General features: G+C 66.3%; 23 protein-coding genes. All 23 read left to right on the top strand.

The annotated features are described in order from the left end of the window. Positions 1-199: 199 nt before the first annotated feature. The 23 genes from OH491_RS23115 to OH491_RS23225 all read left to right on the top strand — a co-directional run bounded on the left by OH491_RS23115 (position 200) and on the right by OH491_RS23225 (position 23,401). Positions 200-1,198 carry an ABC transporter permease gene (locus OH491_RS23115; RefSeq protein WP_084441836.1) on the top strand — a complete coding sequence of 333 codons (999 nt, stop codon included), beginning with the start codon at positions 200-202 and terminating at the stop codon, positions 1,196-1,198. Next, a complete protein-coding gene (locus tag OH491_RS23120) occupies positions 1,192-2,007 on the top strand; it encodes an ABC transporter ATP-binding protein (protein ID WP_068768843.1) in 816 nt (271 codons plus the stop codon). Before OH491_RS23115 ends, OH491_RS23120 begins: the two co-directional genes overlap by 7 nt. Before the next feature lie 36 nt (positions 2,008-2,043). Continuing rightward, entirely contained in the window at positions 2,044-2,709 is a 666-nt protein-coding gene (locus OH491_RS23125) for an amino acid ABC transporter permease (RefSeq protein ID WP_068768842.1), read from the top strand. A 17-nt stretch (positions 2,710-2,726) separates the two neighbouring features. After that, positions 2,727-3,380: an amino acid ABC transporter permease gene (locus tag OH491_RS23130; protein WP_068768841.1), complete on the top strand. Its 654-nt coding sequence runs from the start codon at positions 2,727-2,729 to the stop codon at positions 3,378-3,380. A gap of 122 nt (positions 3,381-3,502) precedes the next feature. Continuing rightward, positions 3,503-4,255: an amino acid ABC transporter ATP-binding protein gene (locus tag OH491_RS23135; RefSeq protein WP_068768840.1), complete on the top strand. Its 753-nt coding sequence runs from the start codon at positions 3,503-3,505 to the stop codon at positions 4,253-4,255. Positions 4,256-4,605: 350 nt separating this feature from the next. After that, positions 4,606-5,058: a division/cell wall cluster transcriptional repressor MraZ gene (locus OH491_RS23140; protein WP_068768839.1), complete on the top strand. Its 453-nt coding sequence runs from the start codon at positions 4,606-4,608 to the stop codon at positions 5,056-5,058. A 4-nt stretch (positions 5,059-5,062) separates the two neighbouring features. Next, a complete protein-coding gene (locus OH491_RS23145) occupies positions 5,063-5,329 on the top strand; it encodes a hypothetical protein (RefSeq protein WP_068768838.1) in 267 nt (88 codons plus the stop codon). A 16-nt stretch (positions 5,330-5,345) separates the two neighbouring features. Continuing rightward, positions 5,346-6,266, top strand: coding sequence for a 16S rRNA (cytosine(1402)-N(4))-methyltransferase RsmH (rsmH, locus tag OH491_RS23150; protein WP_084442041.1), 921 nt, complete (start codon positions 5,346-5,348; stop codon positions 6,264-6,266). A gap of 67 nt (positions 6,267-6,333) precedes the next feature. Beyond that, positions 6,334-6,780, top strand: a complete 447-nt coding sequence (locus tag OH491_RS23155; RefSeq protein WP_068768836.1) for a hypothetical protein — start codon at positions 6,334-6,336, stop codon at positions 6,778-6,780. 6 nt (positions 6,781-6,786) lie between these two features. After that, entirely contained in the window at positions 6,787-8,583 is a 1,797-nt protein-coding gene (locus tag OH491_RS23160) for a peptidoglycan D,D-transpeptidase FtsI family protein (protein ID WP_068768835.1), read from the top strand. A 128-nt stretch (positions 8,584-8,711) separates the two neighbouring features. After that, entirely contained in the window at positions 8,712-10,193 is a 1,482-nt protein-coding gene (locus OH491_RS23165; RefSeq protein WP_334319034.1) for a UDP-N-acetylmuramoyl-L-alanyl-D-glutamate--2,6-diaminopimelate ligase, read from the top strand. Positions 10,194-10,217: 24 nt separating this feature from the next. Continuing rightward, positions 10,218-11,546 carry a UDP-N-acetylmuramoyl-tripeptide--D-alanyl-D-alanine ligase gene (locus tag OH491_RS23170; RefSeq protein WP_342750722.1) on the top strand — a complete coding sequence of 443 codons (1,329 nt, stop codon included), beginning with the start codon at positions 10,218-10,220 and terminating at the stop codon, positions 11,544-11,546. Then, positions 11,516-11,935 (top strand): glutamate ligase domain-containing protein, encoded by a 420-nt coding sequence (locus OH491_RS23175; protein ID WP_342750723.1) that lies wholly within the window; start codon positions 11,516-11,518, stop codon positions 11,933-11,935. Before OH491_RS23170 ends, OH491_RS23175 begins: the two co-directional genes overlap by 31 nt. Positions 11,936-11,937: 2 nt before the next feature. Continuing rightward, on the top strand, positions 11,938-12,336 hold the full coding sequence (locus OH491_RS23180; RefSeq protein ID WP_068768832.1) for a hypothetical protein: 399 nt from the start codon (positions 11,938-11,940) through the stop codon (positions 12,334-12,336). Then, the gene (mraY, locus tag OH491_RS23185) at positions 12,336-13,457 is read left to right on the top strand and encodes a phospho-N-acetylmuramoyl-pentapeptide-transferase (protein ID WP_084441835.1); all 1,122 of its coding nucleotides are present in this window, start codon (positions 12,336-12,338) and stop codon (positions 13,455-13,457) included. Before OH491_RS23180 ends, mraY begins: the two co-directional genes overlap by 1 nt. Positions 13,458-13,577: 120 nt before the next feature. Further along, a complete protein-coding gene (gene murD, locus OH491_RS23190) occupies positions 13,578-14,873 on the top strand; it encodes a UDP-N-acetylmuramoyl-L-alanine--D-glutamate ligase (RefSeq protein WP_068768831.1) in 1,296 nt (431 codons plus the stop codon). Positions 14,874-14,919: 46 nt separating this feature from the next. Then, complete coding sequence (locus OH491_RS23195; protein WP_342750724.1) at positions 14,920-16,074, top strand: LysM peptidoglycan-binding domain-containing protein; 1,155 nt, start codon at positions 14,920-14,922, stop codon at positions 16,072-16,074. A 206-nt stretch (positions 16,075-16,280) separates the two neighbouring features. Further along, a complete protein-coding gene (locus OH491_RS23200) occupies positions 16,281-17,471 on the top strand; it encodes an FtsW/RodA/SpoVE family cell cycle protein (protein WP_084441834.1) in 1,191 nt (396 codons plus the stop codon). Further along, a complete protein-coding gene (locus OH491_RS23205; RefSeq protein ID WP_334319031.1) occupies positions 17,468-17,611 on the top strand; it encodes a hypothetical protein in 144 nt (47 codons plus the stop codon). The genes OH491_RS23200 and OH491_RS23205 overlap by 4 nt, the downstream gene beginning before the upstream one ends. Continuing rightward, positions 17,608-18,756, top strand: a complete 1,149-nt coding sequence (locus tag OH491_RS23210; protein ID WP_068768830.1) for a UDP-N-acetylglucosamine--N-acetylmuramyl-(pentapeptide) pyrophosphoryl-undecaprenol N-acetylglucosamine transferase — start codon at positions 17,608-17,610, stop codon at positions 18,754-18,756. The genes OH491_RS23205 and OH491_RS23210 overlap by 4 nt, the downstream gene beginning before the upstream one ends. A 214-nt stretch (positions 18,757-18,970) precedes the next feature. Beyond that, the gene (murB, locus tag OH491_RS23215; protein WP_334319030.1) at positions 18,971-21,337 is read left to right on the top strand and encodes a UDP-N-acetylmuramate dehydrogenase; all 2,367 of its coding nucleotides are present in this window, start codon (positions 18,971-18,973) and stop codon (positions 21,335-21,337) included. 106 nt (positions 21,338-21,443) lie between these two features. Further along, entirely contained in the window at positions 21,444-22,403 is a 960-nt protein-coding gene (locus tag OH491_RS23220; RefSeq protein ID WP_084441833.1) for a D-alanine--D-alanine ligase family protein, read from the top strand. Next, positions 22,400-23,401 carry a cell division protein FtsQ/DivIB gene (locus tag OH491_RS23225; RefSeq protein WP_068768828.1) on the top strand — a complete coding sequence of 334 codons (1,002 nt, stop codon included), beginning with the start codon at positions 22,400-22,402 and terminating at the stop codon, positions 23,399-23,401. The genes OH491_RS23220 and OH491_RS23225 overlap by 4 nt, the downstream gene beginning before the upstream one ends. Positions 23,402-23,414: the final 13 nt, after the last annotated feature.

Genomic DNA, 23,414 nt, shown 5'->3' on the forward strand with positions numbered 1-23,414 from the left:
CCCTCTGGCGTGATTCCAGGTTCGCGCGGCAGCGCGCGTAGCGCAGGCATCCTGCCTGCCGTCGAAAAGAAGGCGCGAAGCGCCGCATTCCAAGCCGAAGGTCACCGCGCTTCGCGCAGCATATCGAATGGCAGGCGGGATGCCTGCGCTACGCGCTGCCGCGTCTCTCTTGTCACCAGAAAAACACCACCGACTTTCCATGAGCCTGCCGCCGTCCGCTGAAACGCCGCCGCCGTCCGCCGCCGCCCGGTTTTTTGTCCTGCCCCGGGTCGCGCTGCTGCCGCCGGCGGCGGTCATAGTGGCGTTTTCGATACACGCTTTCTGGTCCGGCCGCACGCCGCCGGCGGACGATCCCGTGTATCCGCGCGCATTGGCCGTGGTCGCCGCCGGCTGGCTGTTGCTGGCCGGGGCGGGATTTTTCTCGGCGAGGGCAAGGAAACTGTTGCGCCATTACGGCCCGCTGCTCGGCGCGGGCGTCGCCGGACTCGCGCTCTGGCAGGTGCTCACGGGCAAGCTCGCGCTGCTGCCCATGCCGTATTTCCCCGGGCCGGACCGGGTTTTTGCGGCGTTGCGCGAGGACATCGGGCTGCTTTCGCAAAGCGCGCTGCATTCGTTCCGGCTCCTTTTGCTCGGCTACGCTGCCGGGAGCGCGGCCGGGTTTGCCATCGGCGTCTGGTTTGGCTGGAGCCGGCAGGTGCGTTACTGGGGTATGCCGGTGCTGAAGTTTTTCGGGCCGGTGCCCGCGACGGCCTGGATTCCGCTCGCGCTGGTGCTGTTCCCCACGACGTTCGGCGCGAGCACGTTCATCATCGCGGTGGCGAGTTTTTTCCCGATGGTGATCCTCAGCAGTTCGGGCATCGCCAACGTGCGCCACAGCCACTTGGAGGTGGCGCGCACGCTCGGGGCCACCGCCGGGCAGTTGATCCGCCGCGTCGCCATTCCCTCGGCGCTGCCGTCGATTTTTGTCGGCCTCTTCATGGCGCTCTCGATGTCGTTCATCACGCTGGTCGTGGCCGAGATGATCGGGGTGAAGGCCGGTCTCGGCTGGTATATTAACTGGGCGCAGACCTGGGCCGAATATCACAAGGTTTTTGCCGCGCTCCTGCTCATGGCCGTCTTTTTTTCCGGGCTCATGACCGTGCTCTTTTATGTGCGCGACCGCGTGCTCCGCTGGCAACAGGGACTCATCAAATGGTAATCGGCAAGGCAGAGACACCGGCGCCCTCCGTCCAACTCGCAGGCGTCCGCAAGGTTTTTTCCGACCCTGATGCCGGACGGGAAATCGTGGCGCTGCACGACATCGACCTGTCCGTCGGGACGGGCGAATTTGTCTCGCTGGTCGGGCCGAGCGGCTGCGGCAAGTCCACCCTGCTGCGCATCGTCTCGGGGCTCGAAATCGCCACCGCCGGCCACACGCTGGTCAACGGCAGACAGGTCGCCGGGCCGGGCACCCAGGTGGGCTTCGTTTTCCAGGACCCTAACCTTTTTCCCTGGCTCACGATCCGGCAAAACATCGCCTTCGGCCCCAACCTGCACGCCAGCCGCCGCGAGTGGGCCGCCGAGGCCGACGATCTCATCCGGCGCATCGGCCTCGCCGGTTTTGCCGACGCGCTTCCGCACCATCTCTCCGGCGGCATGGCGCAGCGCGCCGCCCTCGCCCGGGCGCTGGTCAACCGCCCCTCGGTCCTCCTGCTCGACGAACCGCTTGGCGCGCTCGACGCCTTCACGCGGATGGCGATGCAGGACGAAATCCGCGCGCTTGTCCGCCGGCGCGGCACGACGGTGCTGCTGGTGACGCACGACATCGACGAGGCGCTTTACCTGAGCGACCGCATCGTGATCTTCACGCCGCGTCCCGGGCGCGTGCAGGAGGAGATCGTGCCCGGCGCGCATTTCCCCCGTGTGCGCAACGCCCCGGAGTTCGTCGCGCTCCGGCTCCGCATCCTCGAGACCCTGCACTTCGCGCCGACCCGGACAGATGAAACCGATCCACTGCGACATATTTGACCACTTGAACAGCCGGCCACGCGATTTTTCTCAGCAATGCCCTCGTTAGATTTCGAGTTTATCGTGCTTCACCTCCCGCATTACGGGAAGGCGCTGCTGCTCACGCTGGCGCTCGGCCTCGGGGCCATTCTCGGCTCTCTGCTGGTCGGGTTGCCGGGCAGCCTGATCCTCCATTTTCGCACACCGGTGCTCCGGCGCGTGGTCGCGGCCTATGTCGAGTTCTCGCGCAACACCCCCCTTCTCGCCCAGCTTTTCTTTCTTTATTTCGGCCTGCCCGCCATCGGCATCAAATGGAGCGGCTTCACCTGCGCGCTCCTCGGCCTCACCTTCCTCGGCGGCGGTTACATGATCGAGGCCCTGCGCGCCGGCATCGAGGCGGTGGGCCGCCCCCAGATCGAGTCCGCGCTCGGCATCGGGCTCTCCCGCCCGCAGATCGCGCGTCTCGTCGTGCTCCCGCAGGCTCTGGTCTCCGCCACGCCCGCGCTCGCCGCCAACTGCATTTTTCTCCTCAAGGAAACCTCCGTCGTGGGCGTCATCGCCGTGGCCGACCTCATGCATCTCACCCAGGACCTCATCGGTCTTTATTATAAAACCACCGAATCGCTCGTCCTCCTCGTGGCGGCCTACGTGATTCTGGTCGTTCCCGTCTCGCTGCTCTTTTCCCGGCTGGAAAAGGCGGTGCGGCGCGCGGAGTTCGGCTGACCCGGCCCTCGACAAAGATGATCCACGCGCTTGAAACACTCTGGCAAAACGCGCCGCTGCTGCTCGACGGGCTTTGGGCGACGCTCGGCATTGCGCTGGCGTCCACGTTTTTCTCGGTCATCGGCGGCGCCATTCTCGGCATGGTGCGCGCGTCGTGGAACAACGCGGTGGTGCAGGCGGCGGCCCGCGCCTACCTCGAGCTTTTTCGCGTCATTCCGATCCTGGTGTGGCTCTTTGTCTTTTTCTTTGCCGTGCCGTCGGCCTTCAACCTCGACCTCCCGGGCGCGTTCGTCGCCGTGCTGGTGTTTTCGCTTTGGGGTGCGTCGGAGATGAGCGACATCGTGCGAGGAGCGCTGAAGACCATCCCGCGGGCGCAATACGACGCGGGCCGCGCCATCGGGCTTTCCGGCGCGCAGCTCCACCTGCGCGTCATCCTTCCGCAGGCCGTGAGGCGCATGCTGCCGGGGGCCATCAACCTCGTCACCCGCATCATAAAGACCACCTCGCTCGTCGTGCTTGTCGGCGTGGTGGACGTGGTCAAGCGCAGCCAGCAGATCATCGAGCGCACCAAGGAGCCTTTCGTGCTGTATGCCTTCCTGCTGCTCCTGTTTTTCGCCCTCTGCTATCCGCTCTCCCGCCTGTCCCGGAGGATGGAAAAGAAATTCAACTGAAGCATGATACCATCTCCGAACGGAATTTATATTTTAGGTAGGGCGAGGCGTCCCCGCCGAGCCGCGGTACAGCCGAAGGCTTCGCCTTGCCTTGATAAGTCTATAAAGGGTTCGGAAATGGTATGACAACCACCGCCAACGCCTCCGTGCTCCTCGATGCCGTCCGCGTGACGAAGTTTTATGACACGCGCAAGGCGCTCGACCACGTCTCGCTCGCGATCCACGCGAAAGAAGTCGTGGTGATCCTCGGGCCGTCGGGTTGCGGCAAAAGCACTTTCCTGCGCTGCCTGAACGGGCTCGAAACGGTGCAGGCCGGCTCGATTTATTTTCACGGGAGCGACCTGGCGTTGCCCGGCACCGACTGGCGACCGGTGCGCCAGCGCATCGGGATGGTGTTTCAAAGCTACGAACTGTTTCCCCATCTTTCCGTGCGCGACAATCTGCTGCTCGGCCCCGTGCACGTCCAAAAACGTCCTCGCGCGGAAGCGCTCCGCCAAGCCGGGAGTTTGCTCGAACGCGTCGGGCTGGCCGACCGGCTCGACTCCTTTCCCCGCCAGCTTTCCGGCGGCCAAAAGCAGCGCATCGCCATCGTGCGCGCGCTGTGCATGAACCCGGAGGTGATGCTGTTCGACGAAGTTACCGCCGCGCTCGATCCCGAGATGGTGCGCGAGGTGCTCGACGTCATTCTGGGGCTGGCGAGGAACGGCATGACGATGGTGATCGTGACCCACGAGATGGGCTTCGCCCGGGCGGTCGCGGACCGCATCGTGTTCATGGACGAAGGTCGTATTTGCGAAATCAATACACCCGGGAAATTCTTCACGGCGCCGGACACCGACCGCGCCAAGCGCTTCCTGTCGAGATTCCTATATTGAGCTTTCTCCGTCGCCGGCATCGTCGCCGCTCAATCGTCGCGCATCAGCATCACCTGCCAAGGCAGGACATGGTAATCATCATTACGAAAAAACCGAGTGCGAAAAGGCGATGCTGGACTACGTGATAGGGGATGGATAACGAGAACCGGCGGTTTGCCTCAAGGGTGCGAACTAGGTTCACCCTGCTGCGGACATGTTTCCGGCCGCGGAATTCGGCTTTCTTACAATTCACAACAGCTTGTGAATAACTTTTTGTCAGAAAATGGCATTCGGCGACGGAGTTTACTTGACCAAAATGGGGTAAAGTGGGTTGAAATGGGGCGTTTTGGGGCGAAATTAGCTCACTTCTCATGTCTCAACCCGTCAAAGCGTTTTATACCGGGCTCTTCCGGCACACGTTGGACGACAAGAATCGGCTCACGATTCCGTCGGCGTGGCGCGCTGCGCACGGGGCAAGCGACACCTTCCTCGCCACGCCTCATCCCGATGGTTACGTCGCGGTGCTGCCCCCGGTGGAAGTCGAAAAACTTTATGAGAAGGCCGCCCAGAAGGCGTTGACCGACCGCGATGCCCAGGATGCGTTTGCGCGCTTTTTTGCCGCCTCGCACGCGTTCACCTTCGACAAGCAGGGCCGCATCAGCCTGACCGACGAACTGCGCGCCCACGCCGGCATCGACAAGGACGCCGTCCTCGTCGGCACGCTCTCCAAGTTCAACATCTACAGCCCCGCGCGCTGGACGAAAGTCGAGGAGCGCACCGCGGGCGACAACCTCGGCGACATCATGCGCCGCATCGGAATCTGAGCCCATGGACAACGAAGCGCACAATTCCCGCGTCCGTCTCTCCGGTTTCGCCGCCGCGCGCATCTGGCACCACCGCCTTTCGCGCACCACCGTGCCGCGCCCGGGTGCCGCGTCCCCCGTCGTGCCGGCCTGCGGCCGCGTGCGACCGCGCGTTTGCGCGGAACTCGTGCTGCATCCCATCAAGGAAAAACAAAACCCGCGCCTCCGCGGTGTGCTTCCCCTGGACGGAGAAATCCGGCCCGAGGCGGCCGACTCCCGCCATGCTGCATGAAACGGAGACTCCCGCCATGGCAACCGGACACTTCCCCGTTCTCCTGCATGAGGTGATCACGCTGCTCGCGCCGCGCGAGGGCGGACGCTATCTCGACGGCACCTTCGGCGGCGGGGGCCACACCCGCGCCATCCTCGAGGCCGCCCCCGGCTCCCGCGTGACCGCCTATGACCGCGATCCCGCGGCCGCCGCCCGCGCCGCCGCGCTCGCGGGGGAGTTTTCCGGGCGTATTCAACTTATAAATACTGATTTCGGCCGCCTCGCCGACCTGCCGGAAAACAATTTCGACGGCGTGCTCTTCGACCTCGGCCTCTCGTCCTTCCAACTCGACGAGGCGGAACGCGGTTTTTCCTTCCGCCTCGACGCGCCCGCCGACATGCGCATGGACCCGCGTTCCGGCGTGCCGGCCGCGCTCTGGCTGGAAACCGCCACCGAGGAGATGCTCGTGCGCGCCGTCCGCGACTACGGGGAGGAGCGCAACTGGCGACGCGTCGTCCGGGCGATCATCGACGCGCGCGGCACCGGCGCGTTGGCCCGCACCGCCTCGCTCGCCGGCCTGGTCGGCGCCGCGATCCCGGCCCGCGAGCGCCACGCCTCGAAAATCCATCCCGCCACGCGGGCGTTCCAGGGCATCCGCATCGCGGTCAACGACGAGCTCGGCGCCATCGAGCGCGCGCTGCCCGCGGCGTTTGAGCGGCTCGCCCCCGGCGGCGCGCTTTGCGTGATCAGCTTCCATTCGCTGGAGGACCGCATCGTGAAGCGCTATTTCCGCCGCCAGTGCGGCCAGCCGGAAAACGCCTCCGACCACACGCCGCAGCAGCTCCGCGAGAAGCACGCCGAGCCGCTCACGCGCAAGCCCGTCACACCGGGCGAGGCCGAGCTCGCCGCCAACCCGCGCAGCCGCTCCGCCCGCCTCCGCGCGCTGCGAAAACTCTGAGCGCCGCGGACGTATCCATAAAACAAACACACAACCAACGAGCAATTTTCCCCTTTCGCGTCCGCGTATGAAAAAAACGAATACAAACGCCTTTGTCAGCCAGATGCTGGTCTACTCGCTGCTGCTCATCGGCCTGGCCGGGGCGGGTGGCGTGACCGCGGTCTGGCAGCGCCAGGCCATCGCCGCGACGGCCAACCGCATCAAGCAGGTCGAGCAGCAGGTCGTCGAGGCCGACCGCAGGCAGGCCGAGGTGACCGCGGCTGTCGCCGCCGAGCAGACGCTCGACGCGCTCAACCGCCGCAACCAGCAATGGACGCTCGGCCTCGCGCAGGTGCAGGAACGCCAGATCGTGCGCGTGGACGAACTGCCGGAGCGCCGCCTCGCCGCGAAACGCAACGCGGAAATCCTCGCCGGACGCGACGGTCCGGCCCCCGACTTCAACCGCAACAACAGCCGGTCCGCCGCGACTCCCGCGGCGCAGCCGGTCCGTTACGTGCTGGGGGGCGCGCGCTGACCGGGTATGTCGTCGCGCGGATTCGCATCCAATTACCGGGTCGCCCTGCTCGCCGTGGCGGTGCTGCTGTGCTTCGCCGGCGTGGGCGTGAAGCTGGTGTATCTGCACGTCATCGACCGCGACATCTATCTCGCCGCGGTCGAGAAATCCCGCCAGCAATCCACCACGGTGCACGCGCGCCGCGGCGACATCCTCGACGCGCGCGGCGACATCCTTGCCACCAGCCGCTCGATGATCGAGCTCGGCGTCGATCCGCAGGCCTTGCGGCCCGAGGACGAGCCGAAGTGGCCGGAGCTGGCCCGGTTGCTCGGCCTGCCGGTCAACAAACTTCGCCTGGTGTTCCTGACCAAGACCCGCGAGTCCGCCGCCGGCGCCGGGCGCGAGATTCGCTGGGCGAAACTCTGCGACGAAATCCCGGAAAGCCTTTACGAGGAAGTAAACAAGCTCGGTGTCCGCGGTGTTTACGGGCAGCGGGTTTACCGCCGCGTGTATCCGCACAGCCAGCTCGCCGCGCACATCGTCGGTTTCGTCAACAAGGAGGACGTCGCCGCCTCCGGCATCGAGGCGTATCTCAACAATTATCTCGCGGGCTATGACGGCTGGCGCGAATCCGAGAAGGACGGCCTGCGCCGCGAACTCGCCCAGTTCCGCAGCCGCGACGTGCCGCCGAAGGATGGCTGGAGCATCGTGCTTTCGCTCGACACCGTCGTGCAAAACTGGGCCGAGGAGGAACTCGCCGCCATCGCGCGCGAGTTCGATCCGCAGCATGCCACCATCATCGTGAGCGACGCGCAAAGCGGCTTCCTGCTCGCGATGGCGAATTACCCGACTTTCAACCTGAACGAATTCAACAAGGCGCCGATGGAAGTGCTCAAGAACAACGCCATCGCCAGCCAGCTCGACCCCGGCTCCACCTTCAAGATCGTCGCGGCCTCCGGCGCGCTCAACGAACGGCTCGTCTCGCCCGACACGCGCTTCGATTGCTCGGCCGACGTCACCACCTACAACGGTCGCAGCCTGCGCCTCATGCGCGACGACCACGCCTACGATCACCCGCTCACCGTCGCGGAGATCATCAGCCGCTCCAGCAACCGCGGCGCGTCGCTCCTCGCGATGCGGCTCGGCGACAAACGCTTCTACGACTACGCGCGCGCCTTCGGCTTCGGCGAGCAGACCGGCTTTCCCTTCGGCGGCGAAATCAGCGGCATGCTCAATCCGCCCGGCAAATGGAGCGGCATCGACATCACGCGCATTCCCGCCGGCTATTCCGTCAGCGCGACGCCGCTCCAGATCCACTGCGCGATGGCGGCCATCGCGAGCGGCGGCGAGCTGCTGCGCCCGCAGGTCGTGCGCGAAATCCGCGACGCCTCGGGCGCGGTGGTTTTCCGCTACGGACGGGAAAGCGTCCGGCGCGTGATCTCGCCCGCCGTGGCCGGGCAGATGGCGTTCATGCTGCAAGGCGTCGCCTCGCGCGGCGGCACCGCCGCCGTGGCCGAGATCCCCGGCTACCAGGTCGCGGGCAAGACCGGCACCGCGCAAAAAATCATCGACGGCCGCTACTCGAAGAAAAACCACGTCGGCTCCTTCGTCGGATTCCTGCCCGCGAGCAATCCCCGCGTGGTCATCACCATCATCGTGGACGACGGCCGCACGCCCGCCAACACCGCCGGCTACGGCAGCAAGGTCGCCGCGCCCGGTTTCAGGCACCTGGCCGAAAAACTCATCCCGTATCTCGACATCAAACCCATTGCCGCCGCGAACGCCCAGCGGGCGTTCGTCGCGCATGGAGGCTCGCGCCCATGATTGGCTACCTCACCCACGACCATTCCCTCATCAACGCGTTTCGCGCGTTCGCCGCCGCGCCCGCCTCCGCGGCGTCCCGCGGCCGCGCGCGCCGCAAACCAGTCACCGCAGAAGAAAGGATTTTCAAAATGGCACCGAAACTGTCCGATTACTTTGGCGCTGGCGAGATCATCGCCAGCAAGGGAGCCCTCGACCGCCCGATTTCCGGCATCGTGATGGACAGCCGCCGCGTCGTGCCGGGCAACCTGTTCTTTGCGCTGCCCGGCCTGCGCACCGACGGCTCCAGCTTCATCGACGAGGCCGTCACGCGCGGCGCCGTCGCCGTCGTCACCGCCAAGCTTCCCGTGCACGCGCCCGCGAAAGTCACCTTCATCCAGGTCGCCGACCCGCGCGCGCAACTCGCCCGCGTCGCGCAGCGCTACTACCGTTTCCCCGACCGCGACATGTCCGTCGTCGGCGTCACCGGCACCAACGGCAAGACCACCGTCAGCCATCTCGTCAAGCATCTCCTCAACGGCGACCAGCGCGTCGGCCTTATCGGCACGATCAACTACGACCTCGGCGCGCGCACCGTGCCCTCGTTCAAGACCACGCCCGAGTCCGTGGACATTTACGGCATGCTCGCGCAAATGCGCGACGCGGGCTGCCGCCAGGCCGTGATGGAGGTCAGCTCGCACGGCATCGACCAGCAGCGCGTGCTCGGGCTGGGTTTCAACGTCGCGGTATTCACCAACCTGACACGCGATCACCTCGACTATCACAAGACGCTCGATTCCTATTTCGAGGTGAAGACGCGCCTCTTCACCGGCGGGACCGGCGCCGCGCCCAAGCTCGCCGTCATCAATCTCGACGACCCGCACGGCGAAAAGCTCGCCGCCCTCATCCCCGAGGGCTCGCGCACCGTCACGTTTGGCGAAAACCCGCGCGCGCAAATCCGCGCCGAGGACGTGTCGCTCAACTTCAAGAACACCACTTTCCGCCTCGTCTGGCCCGGCGGCGCGATGCAGGTCGAAAGCCCGCTCATCGGGCGCTACAACGTCAGCAACCTTCTCGCCGCCATCGCCACCGCGTGGGCGCTTGGCCGCGACCCGGTCGTGTTCATGCCGCGCCTCAAGACCTTTCCCGGCGTCGCCGGCCGCATGGAGCGCATCGAGGCGGGGCAGCCCTTCAACGTGCTCGTCGATTACGCGCACACCGACGACGCGCTCCGCAACGCCCTCGGCATGCTCCGCGCCATCACGCCCGGCCGCCTGCTCGTCGTGTTCGGCTGCGGCGGCAACCGCGACCGCTCCAAGCGCCCGCTCATGGTGCGCGCCGTGCAGGAGCAGGCCGATTTCGCCTTCGCCACTGCCGACAACCCGCGCGGCGAATCGCTCGCGCAGATCTTTGCCGACATGAAGGCGGGCGTCACCGCGCCGGACAAAATCACCTGGATCGAGGACCGCCGCCGCGCCATCGGCCACGCCCTCGACATCGCGCAGCCCGGCGACTGCCTCCTCGTCGCGGGCAAGGGCCACGAGTCGTATCAGGAATTTGCCGACACCGTCATCCCCTTCGACGACCGCCAGATCGTCCGCGAGCTCATCGCCGTCAAGACGCTGAAAAACTGAGGCGCTTTCCGAAAAACACCACCCATGCCCACCTTCAACCCCGCGCAACTTGCAGCCTGGACCGGCGGTCAATGGACCGCGGCCCCCGGGCGTCCGCTGACCGGATTCTCGCAGGATACGCGCGGGCTTCGCGACGGTGACGTGTTTGTCGCGCTCGCGACCGGCAAACGCGACGGGCACGACTTCCTTTCCGCCGCCCGCGCCGCCGGTGCGTCCGCCGCCATCGTCGCCCGCGCCGATGCCTCGGTCGCGCTCCCGCAACTCGTCGTCGCCGACCCGCTCACCGCCTTCCAATCCATCGCGCGCGAACACCGCCGCGCGTTTCCCGGCACCGTCGTCGCCATCTCCGGCAGCGCGGGGAAAACCTCCACCAAGGACCTGCTCGCGCTCCTGCTCGGCGGCGCGCCCGCCGTGCTTGCGACCGAGGGCAACCTGAACAACCACATCGGCGTGCCGCTCACGCTCACGCGCCTCGACGCCGCCACGCGCACGCACGCCGTCATCGAGGCCGGCATCAGCGCGCCCGGCGAGATGGAGACGCTGGCCGCGATGATCGAGCCCGACCACGGCATCATCACGCTCGTCGCGCCCGCGCACACCGAGGAACTGGGCGGCGTGGAAAGCGTCGCGCGCGAAAAATCCGTGCTGCTGCGCCACGTGCGGTCCGGTGGCGTCGGTGTGATTTCCGCTCAATGCTGGGGCTTCAAGGCCTTCCAGGATTTGTCGCTTCCCCCGCTCGTGGTCGCGCCGGAGACGGAAAGCATCGCCGCGCCGCGCATCGCCACCTACACGGCCACGTTCACCGCTGGCGCCACCGAGTTGGCGATCGACCGCACGCGTCATTTTAGATTCCGCCGTGTCACGCGTGGCATGGCGCAAAACGCCGCGCTCGCCGTCATCCTCGCCGCCCGCTTAGGAGTATCCGATTTACAGATACAGACGGCGCTCGACGCCTGGCGACCTGCGAAATGGCGCGGCGAAATCCGCCGCGACGCGCGCGGACGCCTGCTCTACCTCGACTGCTACAACGCCAATCCCGCGTCGTTTGCCGACGCGCTGGAAACCTTCCACGCGCTCGCCCCCGAACAGGAGCCGCGCCTTTACGTGCTCGGCTGCATGGAGGAACTCGGCCCCGACGCGGACCGCCATCACCGCGCGCTCGGCGCCGCGCTGAAATTGCGCGCACAGGACGAACTCTTCATCACCGGCGGCCACGCCGGCGCGGTGGCGGAGGCCGCGATGGGATACGGCGCGGACGCATCTCGTATTATTATTTTCGATACAAAGGACAGGGTCATCGGACGCAGAGATTTGGCGGCCCGGTGTTCATCGGCAGCCGGCGTTACGCATTGAGCAGGTACTGCTACAACGCCAATCCCGCGTCGTTTGCCGACGCGCTGGAAACCTTCCACGCGCTCGCCCCCGAACAGGAGCCGCGCCTTTACGTGCTCGGCTGCATGGAGGAACTCGGCCCCGACGCGGACCGCCATCACCGCGCGCTCGGCGCCGCGCTGAAATTGCGCGCACAGGACGAACTCTTCATCACCGGCGGCCACGCCGGCGCGGTGGCGGAGGCCGCGATGGGATACGGCGCGGACGCATCTCGTATTATTATTTTCGATACAAAGGACAGGGTCATCGGACGCTTGGAAGAATTTGGCGGCCCGGTGTTCATCAAGGGCAGCCGGCGTTACGCATTGGAGCAGGTGCTGCCCGGGGCAGGGAAGGGAGGCGCGGCATGAGCATGGCGACAAAAACAGCGACCCCGGCGATCTATTGCCGCGAGCCCGGAGGCGTGTTCACGCCCGCCGCCGCGCTGCACAAAATCATCGACGACCTCGGCAGCGCCACCCCGTGGGCCATGCTCGCCTTTGGCCTCGCGCCAAGGCCGCGCGTCGCAGGGGCTTCGCTTGCGAAGCCCGTCGTGGCGACACATTCCGGACACGAGGAAATCCCGCCGCAAAACAATCTTTCACCCAACAAGTTTTCACGAAACCACGTTGATTCTCACGGGCTCAGTCGGGCGGGCTTCGCAAGCAAAGCCCCTGCGGCGCGCCGGTGCATCCCGTTGAACTACGCGGTGCGTTACGAAACCGAGTCGCCGGCTCCGGCCGCCGCGATGACTTCAGGAGGGCGCGGCTGATGCTCAGCTACCTTGCCGATTACGAATCCTGGTTCGGGCCGCTGCGCCTGCTGCGGTTCATCACCTTCCGCACGCTCATGGGCGCGGGCACCGCCGCGCTGATCGGCTTCGTGCTCGGGCCGTGGCTGATCCACCGGCTGCGCGTGCTGAAGTTCGGCCAGCACTACGACGACGACCGCACGGGCGACCTCGCGGTGCGCTTCGACAAAAAGAACACGCCCACGATGGGCGGGTTGTTGATTTTCCTCTCCGTGTTTTTGAGCACCGTGCTCTGGGCGCGGCCGAACATCTGGATCATGGTGGCGCTGTTTGTGTTTGCCGCGCTGACGGCGGTCGGTTTCCGCGACGACTACCTGAAGGTGGTGCGCAAGAGCCGCGACGGCATTTCGTCGCGCGAGAAAATGTTCTGGCAGACGCTCATCACCGTCATCGCGCTCGTAGCGTTGTTGATGGAGCCGGTGAGCGCCGCAAAGATCCGCGAGCTGTGGGTGCCGTTCCTGAAGCAACCGGTGTGGATTTTTGCGGGCTGGCTGGGCATGTTCGCCCTGTTTGTGATGATGTTCCTGTGGGTCGTGGGTTTCAGCAACGCGATCAACCTCACCGACGGGCTCGACGGGCTGGCGGTCGGGTGCACGATCACGGTCGCGCTCGTTTACGGCATCATGGCCTACGCGGCGGGCAACACGTTCATCTCCGACTACCTGCTGATCAGCTTCGTGCCCGGCACGGGCGAACTGGCGGTGATATGCGGCGCGCTGGTCGGCGCGGGATTGTCGTTTTTGTGGTTCAACTCGCACCCGGCCGAGGTGTTCATGGGCGACACCGGTTCGCTCGCCCTCGGCGGCCTGATCGGCATGATCGCCTTCATGGTGCAGCAGCCCTTCACGCTCATTATCGTTGGCGGCGTGTTCGTGGCCGAGGCCTGCTCGGTCATGATACAAGTCGGCTTTTTCAAATACACGCGGCGGCGCCATGGCGAGGGGCGGCGGTTTTTCCTCATGGCGCCGGTGCATCATCATTTTCAGAAACGCGGCTGGCCGGAAACGAAGGTCGTCGCGCGTTTCTGGATCATCTCCCTGATCTGCGCCCTCGCCGGCCTGGGCACGCTGAAACTGCGGTGAAAAACAAATTAATAATTAATAATTTAATCCCCAAGCCATGCAAATCACACCTGCAATTCTTATTCTCCATCATGGCGGCACCCCTATTTTTTAATTCTTAATTATTAATTTTCTCCCTTCATGCCCTTCCTCATTCACGACTTTATCAAACCCCTTCTCGCGCAGCCTGTCGCCGTGCTGGGCGGCGGCGTGAGCGGGCGGGCGGTGATGGTGTTGCTCGAAAAACTCGGCGCGCAAGGCGCGCTCTTCGACGAACGCCAGGAGGGTGCGCGTCGCGAGTTCACCGAAGCCGACGCGCGCGCGCACCGGCTGGTGGTGTTCAGCCCCGGCTTCGTGCCGGCGCATCCGTGGCTGGAAACCGCGCGCGCGGCTGGCTGCGAATGCCTCGGCGAGCTGGATTTCGCGGCCCTGTTCTGGCGCGGCACCATCATCGCCATCACCGGCACGAACGGCAAAACCACGCTGACCGAATTTCTCACCCACGCGCTCCAGAGCACGAAGCGCCACGCCGGCGCGACCGGCAATGTCGGCCACCCGTTTTCCGCGCTGGTGGCGGAGCGCGAGGGCGGCGTGTTCGATGAAATCGCGGTGTGCGAGGTGAGCTCGTTCCAGGCGGAGGTGTTCAAGTATTTCCGCGCCGATTCCGCCTTCTGGATCAACATCGCCGAGGATCACCTTGAGCGCCATCCCGGCATGGCCGCGTATTTCGAGGCGAAGTGGCGTTTGTTTGATCGCACGGTCGGCGGCGTGATGCTCGCGGGCTCGTCGGTGCGGCGCTTCGCCGAGTCCTGCGGCCGCGTGCTGCCGCCGGATGCATGCGTGGAAACCGAGGGCCAGCCGGCGGACGTGCTCCTGCGCGGGACGGTTTTCGAGCACTACCCGCAGCGCGAGAACTTTCTTATGGCCGCCGCCTGGTGGCACCGCGCCGGGCTGCCCGAGACCGCGCTTTACGAGGCCGCGCGCAGCTTCAGGCCCGCCCGCCACCGCCTCTCGCGCGTCGCGGAGCGCGGCGGCGTGACGTGGTGGAACGACTCGAAGGCGACCAACTTTCACGCCGTCGAGGGCGCGCTCACCCGCTTCACCGCGCCGGTGCTCCTGATCGCCGGCGGCAAATCGAAGGGCGGCGACATCGCGGCCTTCGTGGCCCGCATCGCGCCCCGGGTCAAACACGCCTTCCTCATCGGCGACACCGCGCCGGTGCTGGCCGCTGCCTGCCGCGCCCGCGGCGTGCCGCACACGTCTTGCGCGACGCTTGCCTATGCCGTGCAACAAGCTGCGGAAAATGCGGCCGGCGGAGATGCGGTGTTGCTTAGTCCCGGTTTCGCGAGTTTTGATATGTTCCGCAGTTATCAAGACCGCGGCGACCAGTTCGAGCAACTTGTGCGCGACCTGCCAGCCCCTTCGATTTCCAACTGAAAAAGCAGCGTATCTTTCGAATCACAACGTCCAACTTGGAGCATTTATGAAAATCCTAAAAATATTTGGTGCCGTCGTGGCGGTGCACGCCGCGGTGTTTATTTTCGCCTTTGTCATGCCTGGCTGCCGCTCGTCTGCGCGCACGTCGTCCACGCCGCCGCCCGATGCCTCGCAGCTTCCGCCGACCGCCGGCGCCTACGGCTCGGCCAACTATCAGGCCTCGGGCAATCCCTACGACGGCAGCGGCGTCAACACCCCCGTCCCGTCGTCCGCATCCGGGCCGGTTTCGGCGACGCCGTCGTATTCGGATTTTGGCGTCGCGCCATCCGCGCCGCTCTCCGGCTTTGGCACGCCCGCGCCGGCGCAACCGCTTTATCAGCCCACTGAGGTGACCGGCGTGGTGCCGCTTTCCTCCTACACGGTTGTCTCCGGCGACAGCCTGTGGACGATTTCCCGGAAAAAAGGCGTGTCCGTGGATGAGATCAAAGCCGCGAACAACCTGAAATCCAACAACCTCAAAGTCGGCCAGAAACTCCTCATCCCCGCGAAGCAACCCGCGGGCTCGGCCACGGCCTCCGCCGCCGGAACCGGCGGCGCCGCCGTTGGCTCCGCGCCCGCGTCGGCGACCAGCACCTACACCGTCGTGGCGGGCGATTCGCTCGACCGCATCGCGCGCCGCCACAACACCACGGTCGCGAAAATCAAGGAACTGAACAAGCTCGCCTCGAACACCATCAGCATCGGCCAGCAACTCACGCTGCCCGCGACCGAGGCGGCGTCCACGCCGTCTTATGCGGAACCCGCTTCCACGCCCGCGCCCGCCCGCGCCCAAGGCAACGTCCCGACCACGACCATCACCCATACCGTGCAGGGCGGCGAGACGCTCGGCGGCATCGCGAAGAAATACGGCGTGCCGCAGCGCGAAATCGCCGTGGCCAACCAGATCTCCGATCCCCGCCGTTTGCAGGCCGGCCAGCAGCTCGTCATTCCCGGCGCGCCTGCATCGCCGTTTGAGCAGCCCGCCCAGCCCGCGCAAACCGGCACGACGTCGCCGGCCCCGGCCAGCCCGGTTTCCACGAGTCCGGTGAGTTCACCGGTGAGCAGCAGCCCGATCTCCTCCGCGCCGCTCGACACCCCGCCGGTCAACACCATCGAGGAGGAAACCCCAACCCCATCCCCTGTCACTCCGCAAGGCCAGTGACCCCTCCGCCCCGCTTTCCTCCTCTTTCCTCTTTCCTCTTTATCTTTCTTCTTTCTCCTCCTGTCCGGCTGATTTTCGTGCGGGACAGGGGGCGGGAAACGGAAGGAGAGAAAGAAGAAAGATAAAGAGGAAAGAGAAAGATTTTTGTCACGACCGCCCTCATTCATCACTCGTTCATTCGGCACTCTCCGCCTTTCGCCACCCGCATGGCCAGCCCATCCAGCACCTCCGACCCGTTTTCGTCTGAAATCCGTTTTCCGCGCCCGCATCTCGCGCCCACGCCGGCGGCGGTCATCGTGTTGTGCGCCATCGCCCTCACGATTCTCGGGCTCACGGTGCTGTTCAGCGCCACCGCCACGGTTTCCAAGACGCCGTTCTTTTATCTCACGAAACAGCTCATCGGCGTCGGCCTTGCGGTTGTCGTCGGGTTTGTGGTCAGCCGCATTGACCTGGAGTGGGCGCGCGGCCATGTGAAACTCATCGCGATCGGCGCGCTCGCCCTGCTCGTGCTGGTGCTGGTTCCGCACATCGGTATCTCGGTTAACGGCAGCCGCCGCTGGCTGGGCCTCGGCCCGGTGCGCCTGCAAGTCTCCGAGATCGGCAAGATCGCGATGGTCTTCTGCCTCGCGCATTATCTGGCGATCAACCAGGTCTTCATCGGCCGGTTCAAGCGAGGCTTTCTCATCCCGATGGTGATCGTGGTCTGCACGGGCGGCCTCGTCGCCAAGGAGCCCGACCTGGGCACCGCCGCGCTCATCATGGCGGTCGGCGTGCTGATGCTTTTTCTGGCCGGCGTGCGCTGGCGTTATCTTTTCGCGGCGCTCATCGCGGGCGCGGGGGCGTTTTCGCTGATGGTGTATCTGATGCCGAACCGGCTCACCCGCTTCACCGCGTTTCTCGACGTGGAGGGCAACAAGCAGGACGGCACCTACCAGCTCTACCAGTCGCTCGCGGCCTTCGCGGTCGGCGGCGTGAACGGCGCCGGGCTCGGCCAGGGCCTCCAGCAGCAGCACTACCTGCCCGAGGCGCACACCGACTTCATCTTTTCGGTCGTCGGCGAGGAGCTCGGGCTGTATTTCACCATCGGCGTGGTGGCTCTGTTCATCGTCATATTCATCGCGGGCATCGTGCACCTGCGGCGCGCGCCGAATCTGTTTCAATTTCTCCTCGTGAGCGGCGCGCTGCTCCTGCTCTCGATGCAGGCTATCATCAACCTGGGTGTCGTCACCGGCGTGCTTCCCACCAAGGGCATGTCGCTGCCGTTTGTCAGTGCGGGACTGTCGAACCTGCTGCTCATGGGCGCCATCGTCGGGATTTTCGTGAACACGCAAAGGGCGTGGTCGCGCCCGGCCCTCTCGCCCCGCCGCCGGACCCTGCGGGAGGTCGTGCAAACATGAGCGCCATCGATTCCTTTCTCTTTCCTCTTTCTCTTGATCTTTCTTCTTTCTCCCCGTTGTCGCGGCGCGGGGAAAGGACGCAGGAGAAAGATAAAGAGAAAGAGGAAAGAGAAAGATTCAGCAGGGAGACCCAGCCATGAGCATGCCGAAAAAAACCTTCCTCATCGCCTGCGGCGGAACGGGCGGACACCTCTCGCCCGGCATCGCGCTGGCCGAGGGGCTCGTCGCGCGCGGCTACTCCGCCACGCTGTTGATCAGCCGGAAAAAAGTGGACTCGCGCCTCGCGGAAAAATACCCGCACCTGACATTCCTGCGCGTGCCCGGCTCGCCGCTTTCGCTCAACCCGGTCCGGTTCGCCAAATTCGTGTTTACCCAGGCGCACGGGTTCGCCTATTGCGCGAATCTCGTGCGCCGCGAGCGCCCCGTCGGCATCGTCGGCTTCGGCGGTTTCACCTCGGCCGGCATCGTGCTCGCGGGCTCGCTGCTCGGCGTGCCGGTGGCGCTCCACGAGGCCAACCGCGTGCCCGGCCGCGCCGTGCGCGTGCTCAGCATGGTGGCGCGCCGCGTTTACCTGCCGCCCGGCGCGCACCTCTCGAGACACTCACTCGCCGTGCAGCGCACCATGGGGCTGCCCGTGCGCAAGGAAATCGTCCGCATCCCCGTCGCCGGCGCGCGCGCGCAGCTCGGCCTCGACCCGCAGCGCCCGGTGATCGCCGTGCTCGGCGGCAGCCAGGGCGCGTCGTCGCTCAACACCTGGGCGCGTGACCACGCGGCGGCCTTTGCGCAGGTCGGCGTGCAGGTTTACTGCGTGACCGGCCTCGGCAAAAGCGGCGCGGAAACCATCGAAAATCCATCGCGCCACGGCGAGGCCGTCCGCACGATTTTCTCGCCCTTCTGCGACCGCATGGGCGCGCTGCTCTCCGCCGCCGACCTCGTCGTGTCGCGCGCCGGCGCGGGCACCATTGCCGAACTGATCCGCTGCGCCACGCCCGCCGTGCTCATCCCGTATCCGCATGCGGCGGACAACCACCAGCTCGCCAACGCCCGCCTCTTCGAGCAGCAGGGCGGCGGCATCATCGTCGGAGAAACCGCGATGGATACGCTAGCCCGCGAGGTCGGCGACATCATTTTCAACGACGGCTTGCTGCGGAAATTCCGCGAGAATCTCCAGCGCATGGACCGCGCCAATTCGCTCGACATCCTGCTCGACGATCTGGAGGCGCTGGCCGGCCTGTCCGAGCCGAAGGCGCCCGCGCAGCCGCAAGCCGAAGGAGGTGCGGCGTGAGAAACCCCCGGAATAATCGCGTCCGTCTCATGGCGCAGGCATCCTGCCTGCCATCCTTTTTCTGCGCGAAGCGCTCTGTTTTTTTCAACCTCGGGTGGTTCGGTGCAAAATCGGTTCTCTCGATATTCACCGCGCTTCGCGCGCCTGTTTTCGACGGCAGGCAGGATGCCTGCGCCACACGCTTCGCGCCCGTCGCGCGGTTTTTGTCCGCCGCATGACCGCCCCTTCCGACAACTCCCCGCCCCCGCTTCCGATGCTCTTTGGCCGCGCCGTGGCCGCGATCCATTGCGTGGGTGTCGCGGGCATGGGCCTCGGCCCGCTGGCGATTTATCTGGCGCGGCTCGGCTTCGAGGTCAGCGGCGAGGACGACCACATGAGCGGGGTCATGCACGCGCAACTCGAACGCGCCGGCATCGCGCTCACGCCCACTGGCGGCCTGCCGGGGCGGTGCGATCTCGTGGCGTGCTCGTCTGCGGTGCGCGACGGGCATCCCTCCGTCGGCGCGGCGCGCGGGCGCGGCATCCACGTGGTGCGCCGCGGCGAGCTTCTTGCCGAAATTGCGCGCGGAAAAAAACTCGTCGCCATCTGCGGCTCGCACGGGAAGACCACCACGACCGCGCTGCTCGTCACCGCGTTGCGCCGCGCGGGGTTTCCCGCCGGCTACGTGCTCGGCGGGCTTTTTGACGACGATGCCACGCCGCCCGCCGACGCCGCCGGGTCGGACTGGCTCGTCGCGGAAATCGACGAGAGCGACGGCACGATAGAAAATTTTTCGCCCGAAATCACCGTGGCCGGAAACCTCGACTGGGATCATCCCGACCACTACCGCGAGCCCGCCGCGATCGAGGCGGCGTTTGCCGGCATCTTCGGACGCACGCGCGGAACCGTGCTGCTCGGCGCGAACGCCTTTGCGGGCGGCGCCAGGCTCAGGCAGCCGCTGCGCGAATCGATCGTCACCTTCGGTCCCGGCGCGGACTTCGATTTTCGTGTCGAAAACGAATCACCCGCCGACGGGCGCCAGGCTCTCGCGCTCGGCGGGCGTTTTCCCATCGCGACCGCGACCGTGCGCGCGCTTGGCGCGTTCAACGCCGCCAACGCCGCCGCCGCGCTCGCCGCCGCGCACCTGATGGGCGCGCCGCTCGCGCCCGATCTGCTCGCCGCCTTTCCCGGCGTGCGCCGCCGCCAGTCCGTGCTGCTCGCCAACAGCGAGTTGACCGTTATCGAGGACTACGCGCATCATCCGGCGGAAATCTCCGCGCTGCTCGCCAGCCTGCGCGCGCGCATCGGGGGCAAGGGGCGGCTGATCGTGGTGTTCCAGCCGCACCGCCACAGCCGCACCGCGCGCTTCAAGGCCGACTTCGCCGCCGCGCTCGCGCTGGCCGACCGGGTGTCCCTCATCGACGTCTATCCGGCGGGCGAGCCCCCGCAGGAAGGCGGGCACACCATCGACGTTTATCGCGAGCTGCGCCGCGCCGCGCCCGCGCTGCCGGTGGTCTATTGCAATGGAAAGACGGATGTGATGCTGGCCGTGCTCGCGCGCTCGGTCACGCCGGGCGACTGGGTGGCGTTCGTCGGCGCGGGCGACATCGACCGGCGCGCGCGCGAGTGGCTCGTGCTGGCCGACGAATACCGGCGCGTGGCCAACCGCTGGGCGACCATCGCGGTCGCCCTGCGCGGCAGCGTGTCGGTCGAGACCAAGGTGCGCCACGAGGAGCCGCTTGCGCCCAGGACCACGATGCGCGCGGGCGGCGCGGCGCGCATCTATGCCGAGCCGGCGGGCGAGACGGACCTGCGCGCATTGCTGCGCGAGGCCCGCGCGCGGGCGCTGGATGTTTTTCTGCTCGGGCGCGGCTCGAATCTCATCGTGCCCGACGAGGGCGTGGACGGGCTCGTCATCTCGCTCGCGCATCCGGCATGGCAGGCGTTTGAACCGCGCGGCGACGGCGGCATATGGGCGGGCGCGGGCGTGCGTTTGAAAAATCTCTGCGGCCTCGCGGCCAAGGCCGGGCTGGGCGGGTTCGAGTTTTTGGACGGCATTCCGGGCAATCTCGGCGGCGCGCTGCGCATGAACGCCGGCGCGATGGGCGCGTGGACCTTCGACGTGGTCGAGCGGGTGCGCCTCATGACGCGCGACGGCGAGGTGCGCGAGGTGCCGCGCGCGGAGTTGCACACGGGCTACCGGCATTGCGCGGAGTTGCGCGACGGCGGCATCGCGCTCGGGGCGCTGCTGCGGCCTTCGGCGGCGCGTCCGGCGGAGGACATCGCCCGCCAGCTCGACGCCTACCGCGACAAGCGCCGCGAATCCCAGCCGCGCGAGCCGAGCGCGGGTTGCATTTTCAAGAACCCGGAAGGCGCCGCCGCCGGACGCCTCATCGACGAATGCGGACTGAAGGGCGAGTGCGTGGGCGGCGCGGAAGTATCCGCCGTGCATGCCAATTTCATCGTCAACCGCGGCGGCGCGACCGCGACCGACATCATCGAGCTGGCGCGCATCGTCCGCGTCAGGGTCGCGGAGAAAACCGGCGTCACGCTGGAGCCCGAGGTGATTTTATACGGAAAGGAATGGAGGGAGGTTTTATGAGCACGCACGAATCAGGGTGTCTTGTCTTTCCTCTTTCTCTTTATTCTTTCTCTCCTTCGTTCCTGACGAAAGAGAAAGATAAAGAGGAAAGAAGAAAGATCATGAAATGGAGGGTGCGCCCGTGACCACGCATCCCACCATCGCTGTTTTTGCCGGAGGCACTTCCTCCGAGCGCGAGGTTTCGCTCGGCTCCGGCGCGGCCTGCGCGGAGGCGCTGGCGAAAAACTTCGCCACGGAGTTTTTCCAGATCGACTCCAACGCGCTGCCCGCCGGGCTCGATCCGGCGCGGCACGTGGTGTTTTCCACTTTGCACGGCACCTTTGGCGAGGATGGCGGAATGCAGCGCCTGCTCGACGAAGCGGGTGTGTTTTACGCGGGCTGCGGCGCGACGGCGAGCGAGCTCACGATGGACAAGTCCGGCACCAAGCACGCAGTGGCGAGGCAGGGCGTGCGCGTGCCGCCGGGCATCGCATTCCCGTCCGACCGCAAACCCTCCGCCACGGAGGTCATCGCGCAACTCGGCGGCCAGCTCGTGCTCAAGCCGAACAGCGAAGGCAGCAGCGTCGGGCTGCACCTCATCTCGGGCCGCGCGCAACTGGAGGCCGCACTGGCGGAGGTGACGACGAATTGCGGCTGGATCATCGAGCGCCGCATCGTCGGGCGGGAGTTGTCCGTCGGCGTGTTGAACGGCCGCGCGATGGGCGTGGTGGAAATCCGTCCGCGCTCCGGCGTGTATGACTACGCGAGCAAATACACCAAGGGCGCGACCGAGTATCTCGCGCCCGCCCCGATCGGCGACGCGGCCACGCGCGCCGCGCAGGAGGCCGCCGGGACGGCGTTCGCCGCGTGCGGCTGCCGCGATTATGCGCGCGTCGATTTCATATTATCGGCGGAAAACGAATTGTTTCTGCTGGAAATAAACACGCTGCCCGGTATGAAGGAGACCAGCCTGCTGCCAATGAGCGCGCGTTGCGCGGGACTGGATTTCACCGCCTTGGTCCGGGAACTGGTTTCGCCCGCGATGCGGCGTTTTCTGACGGCGCGGGAACAGCAAAAAAGCGCATGAAAGCACCACCCGGAAAAACCATCAGGCCTCGTCCCGCATCGTGGGAGGACCTCGTGCGCGATCCGCTCCCGCACCGGGTGATGGCCCCGGCGGGCCGCAAGCGCCGCGCTTTCTCCACGCTCAGGACGGTCGGTTGCATCGCCATCCTTTGCACCGCGGCGTGGGCGGGTTTCGAGCTTTACCGCATGTGGGAGTCAAACCCGGCGCGCATCAAGGCGCCCGCGCAGGGCGAGCCGCTCAAGACCATCGCATTCCAGACCAACGGCGTGCTCGACCGCGCCTGGGCCGAGCGGACGCTCGCGATTCCGCCCGGCACCGGCATGATGGCGCTGGATTTGTTTTTGTTGCGCGACCGGCTGCTCGCGACCGGGCAGGTGCGCGCCGCCGTGCTCGCGCGCAATTTTCCCGACACGCTTTCCGTGGTGATCGAGGAGCGCGATCCGGTCGCCCGCATCGTGGCGCGCGAACCGGGCGGCGCACCCGAGACGTTTCTGGTGGACCGCATCGGCACCGTGTATTCAGGAATCAACTACCCGGACGCGCTGGTCTCGTCGCTGCCGTATCTCGCCGACGTGCGCCTGCGCCGCGTGGAAAACGGCAATGGTTTCGCGCCGGTCGAGGGCATGGAGACCGTCTCCAACCTCATCGGCACCGCGCGCGCCTACATCCCGGCGCTGTTTTCGCGCTGGCATTCGATCTCGCTCGCCCGCCTCGCGCCCGACGGCGTGCTGGTGGTGCGCTCCGCCGACGTGGAGACGCTGATTTTCGGCACGCGCGACGATTTCTTCAAGCAGGTCGCCCAGCTCGACTTCATCGTGGACGAGTCGCGCGCGCAGTCCGGCATCGGCCCGATCAAGATTGTCGACCTCTCCGTCGGCCGCACCGTGAGCGGCACGCAGATCCCCGTCACCTACGGCGCGGCCCCGCTGGTTCCCGGCCAGGCGCGCCGCTCCCCGGCGCCGGCGCGCGCGGGGGAGGGATATGTTTTCCAACCCTAGTTTTTCAACCTTC

The sequence above is a fragment of the Termitidicoccus mucosus genome, assembly GCF_038725785.1.
GTDB lineage: Bacteria > Verrucomicrobiota > Verrucomicrobiia > Opitutales > Opitutaceae > Termitidicoccus > Termitidicoccus mucosus.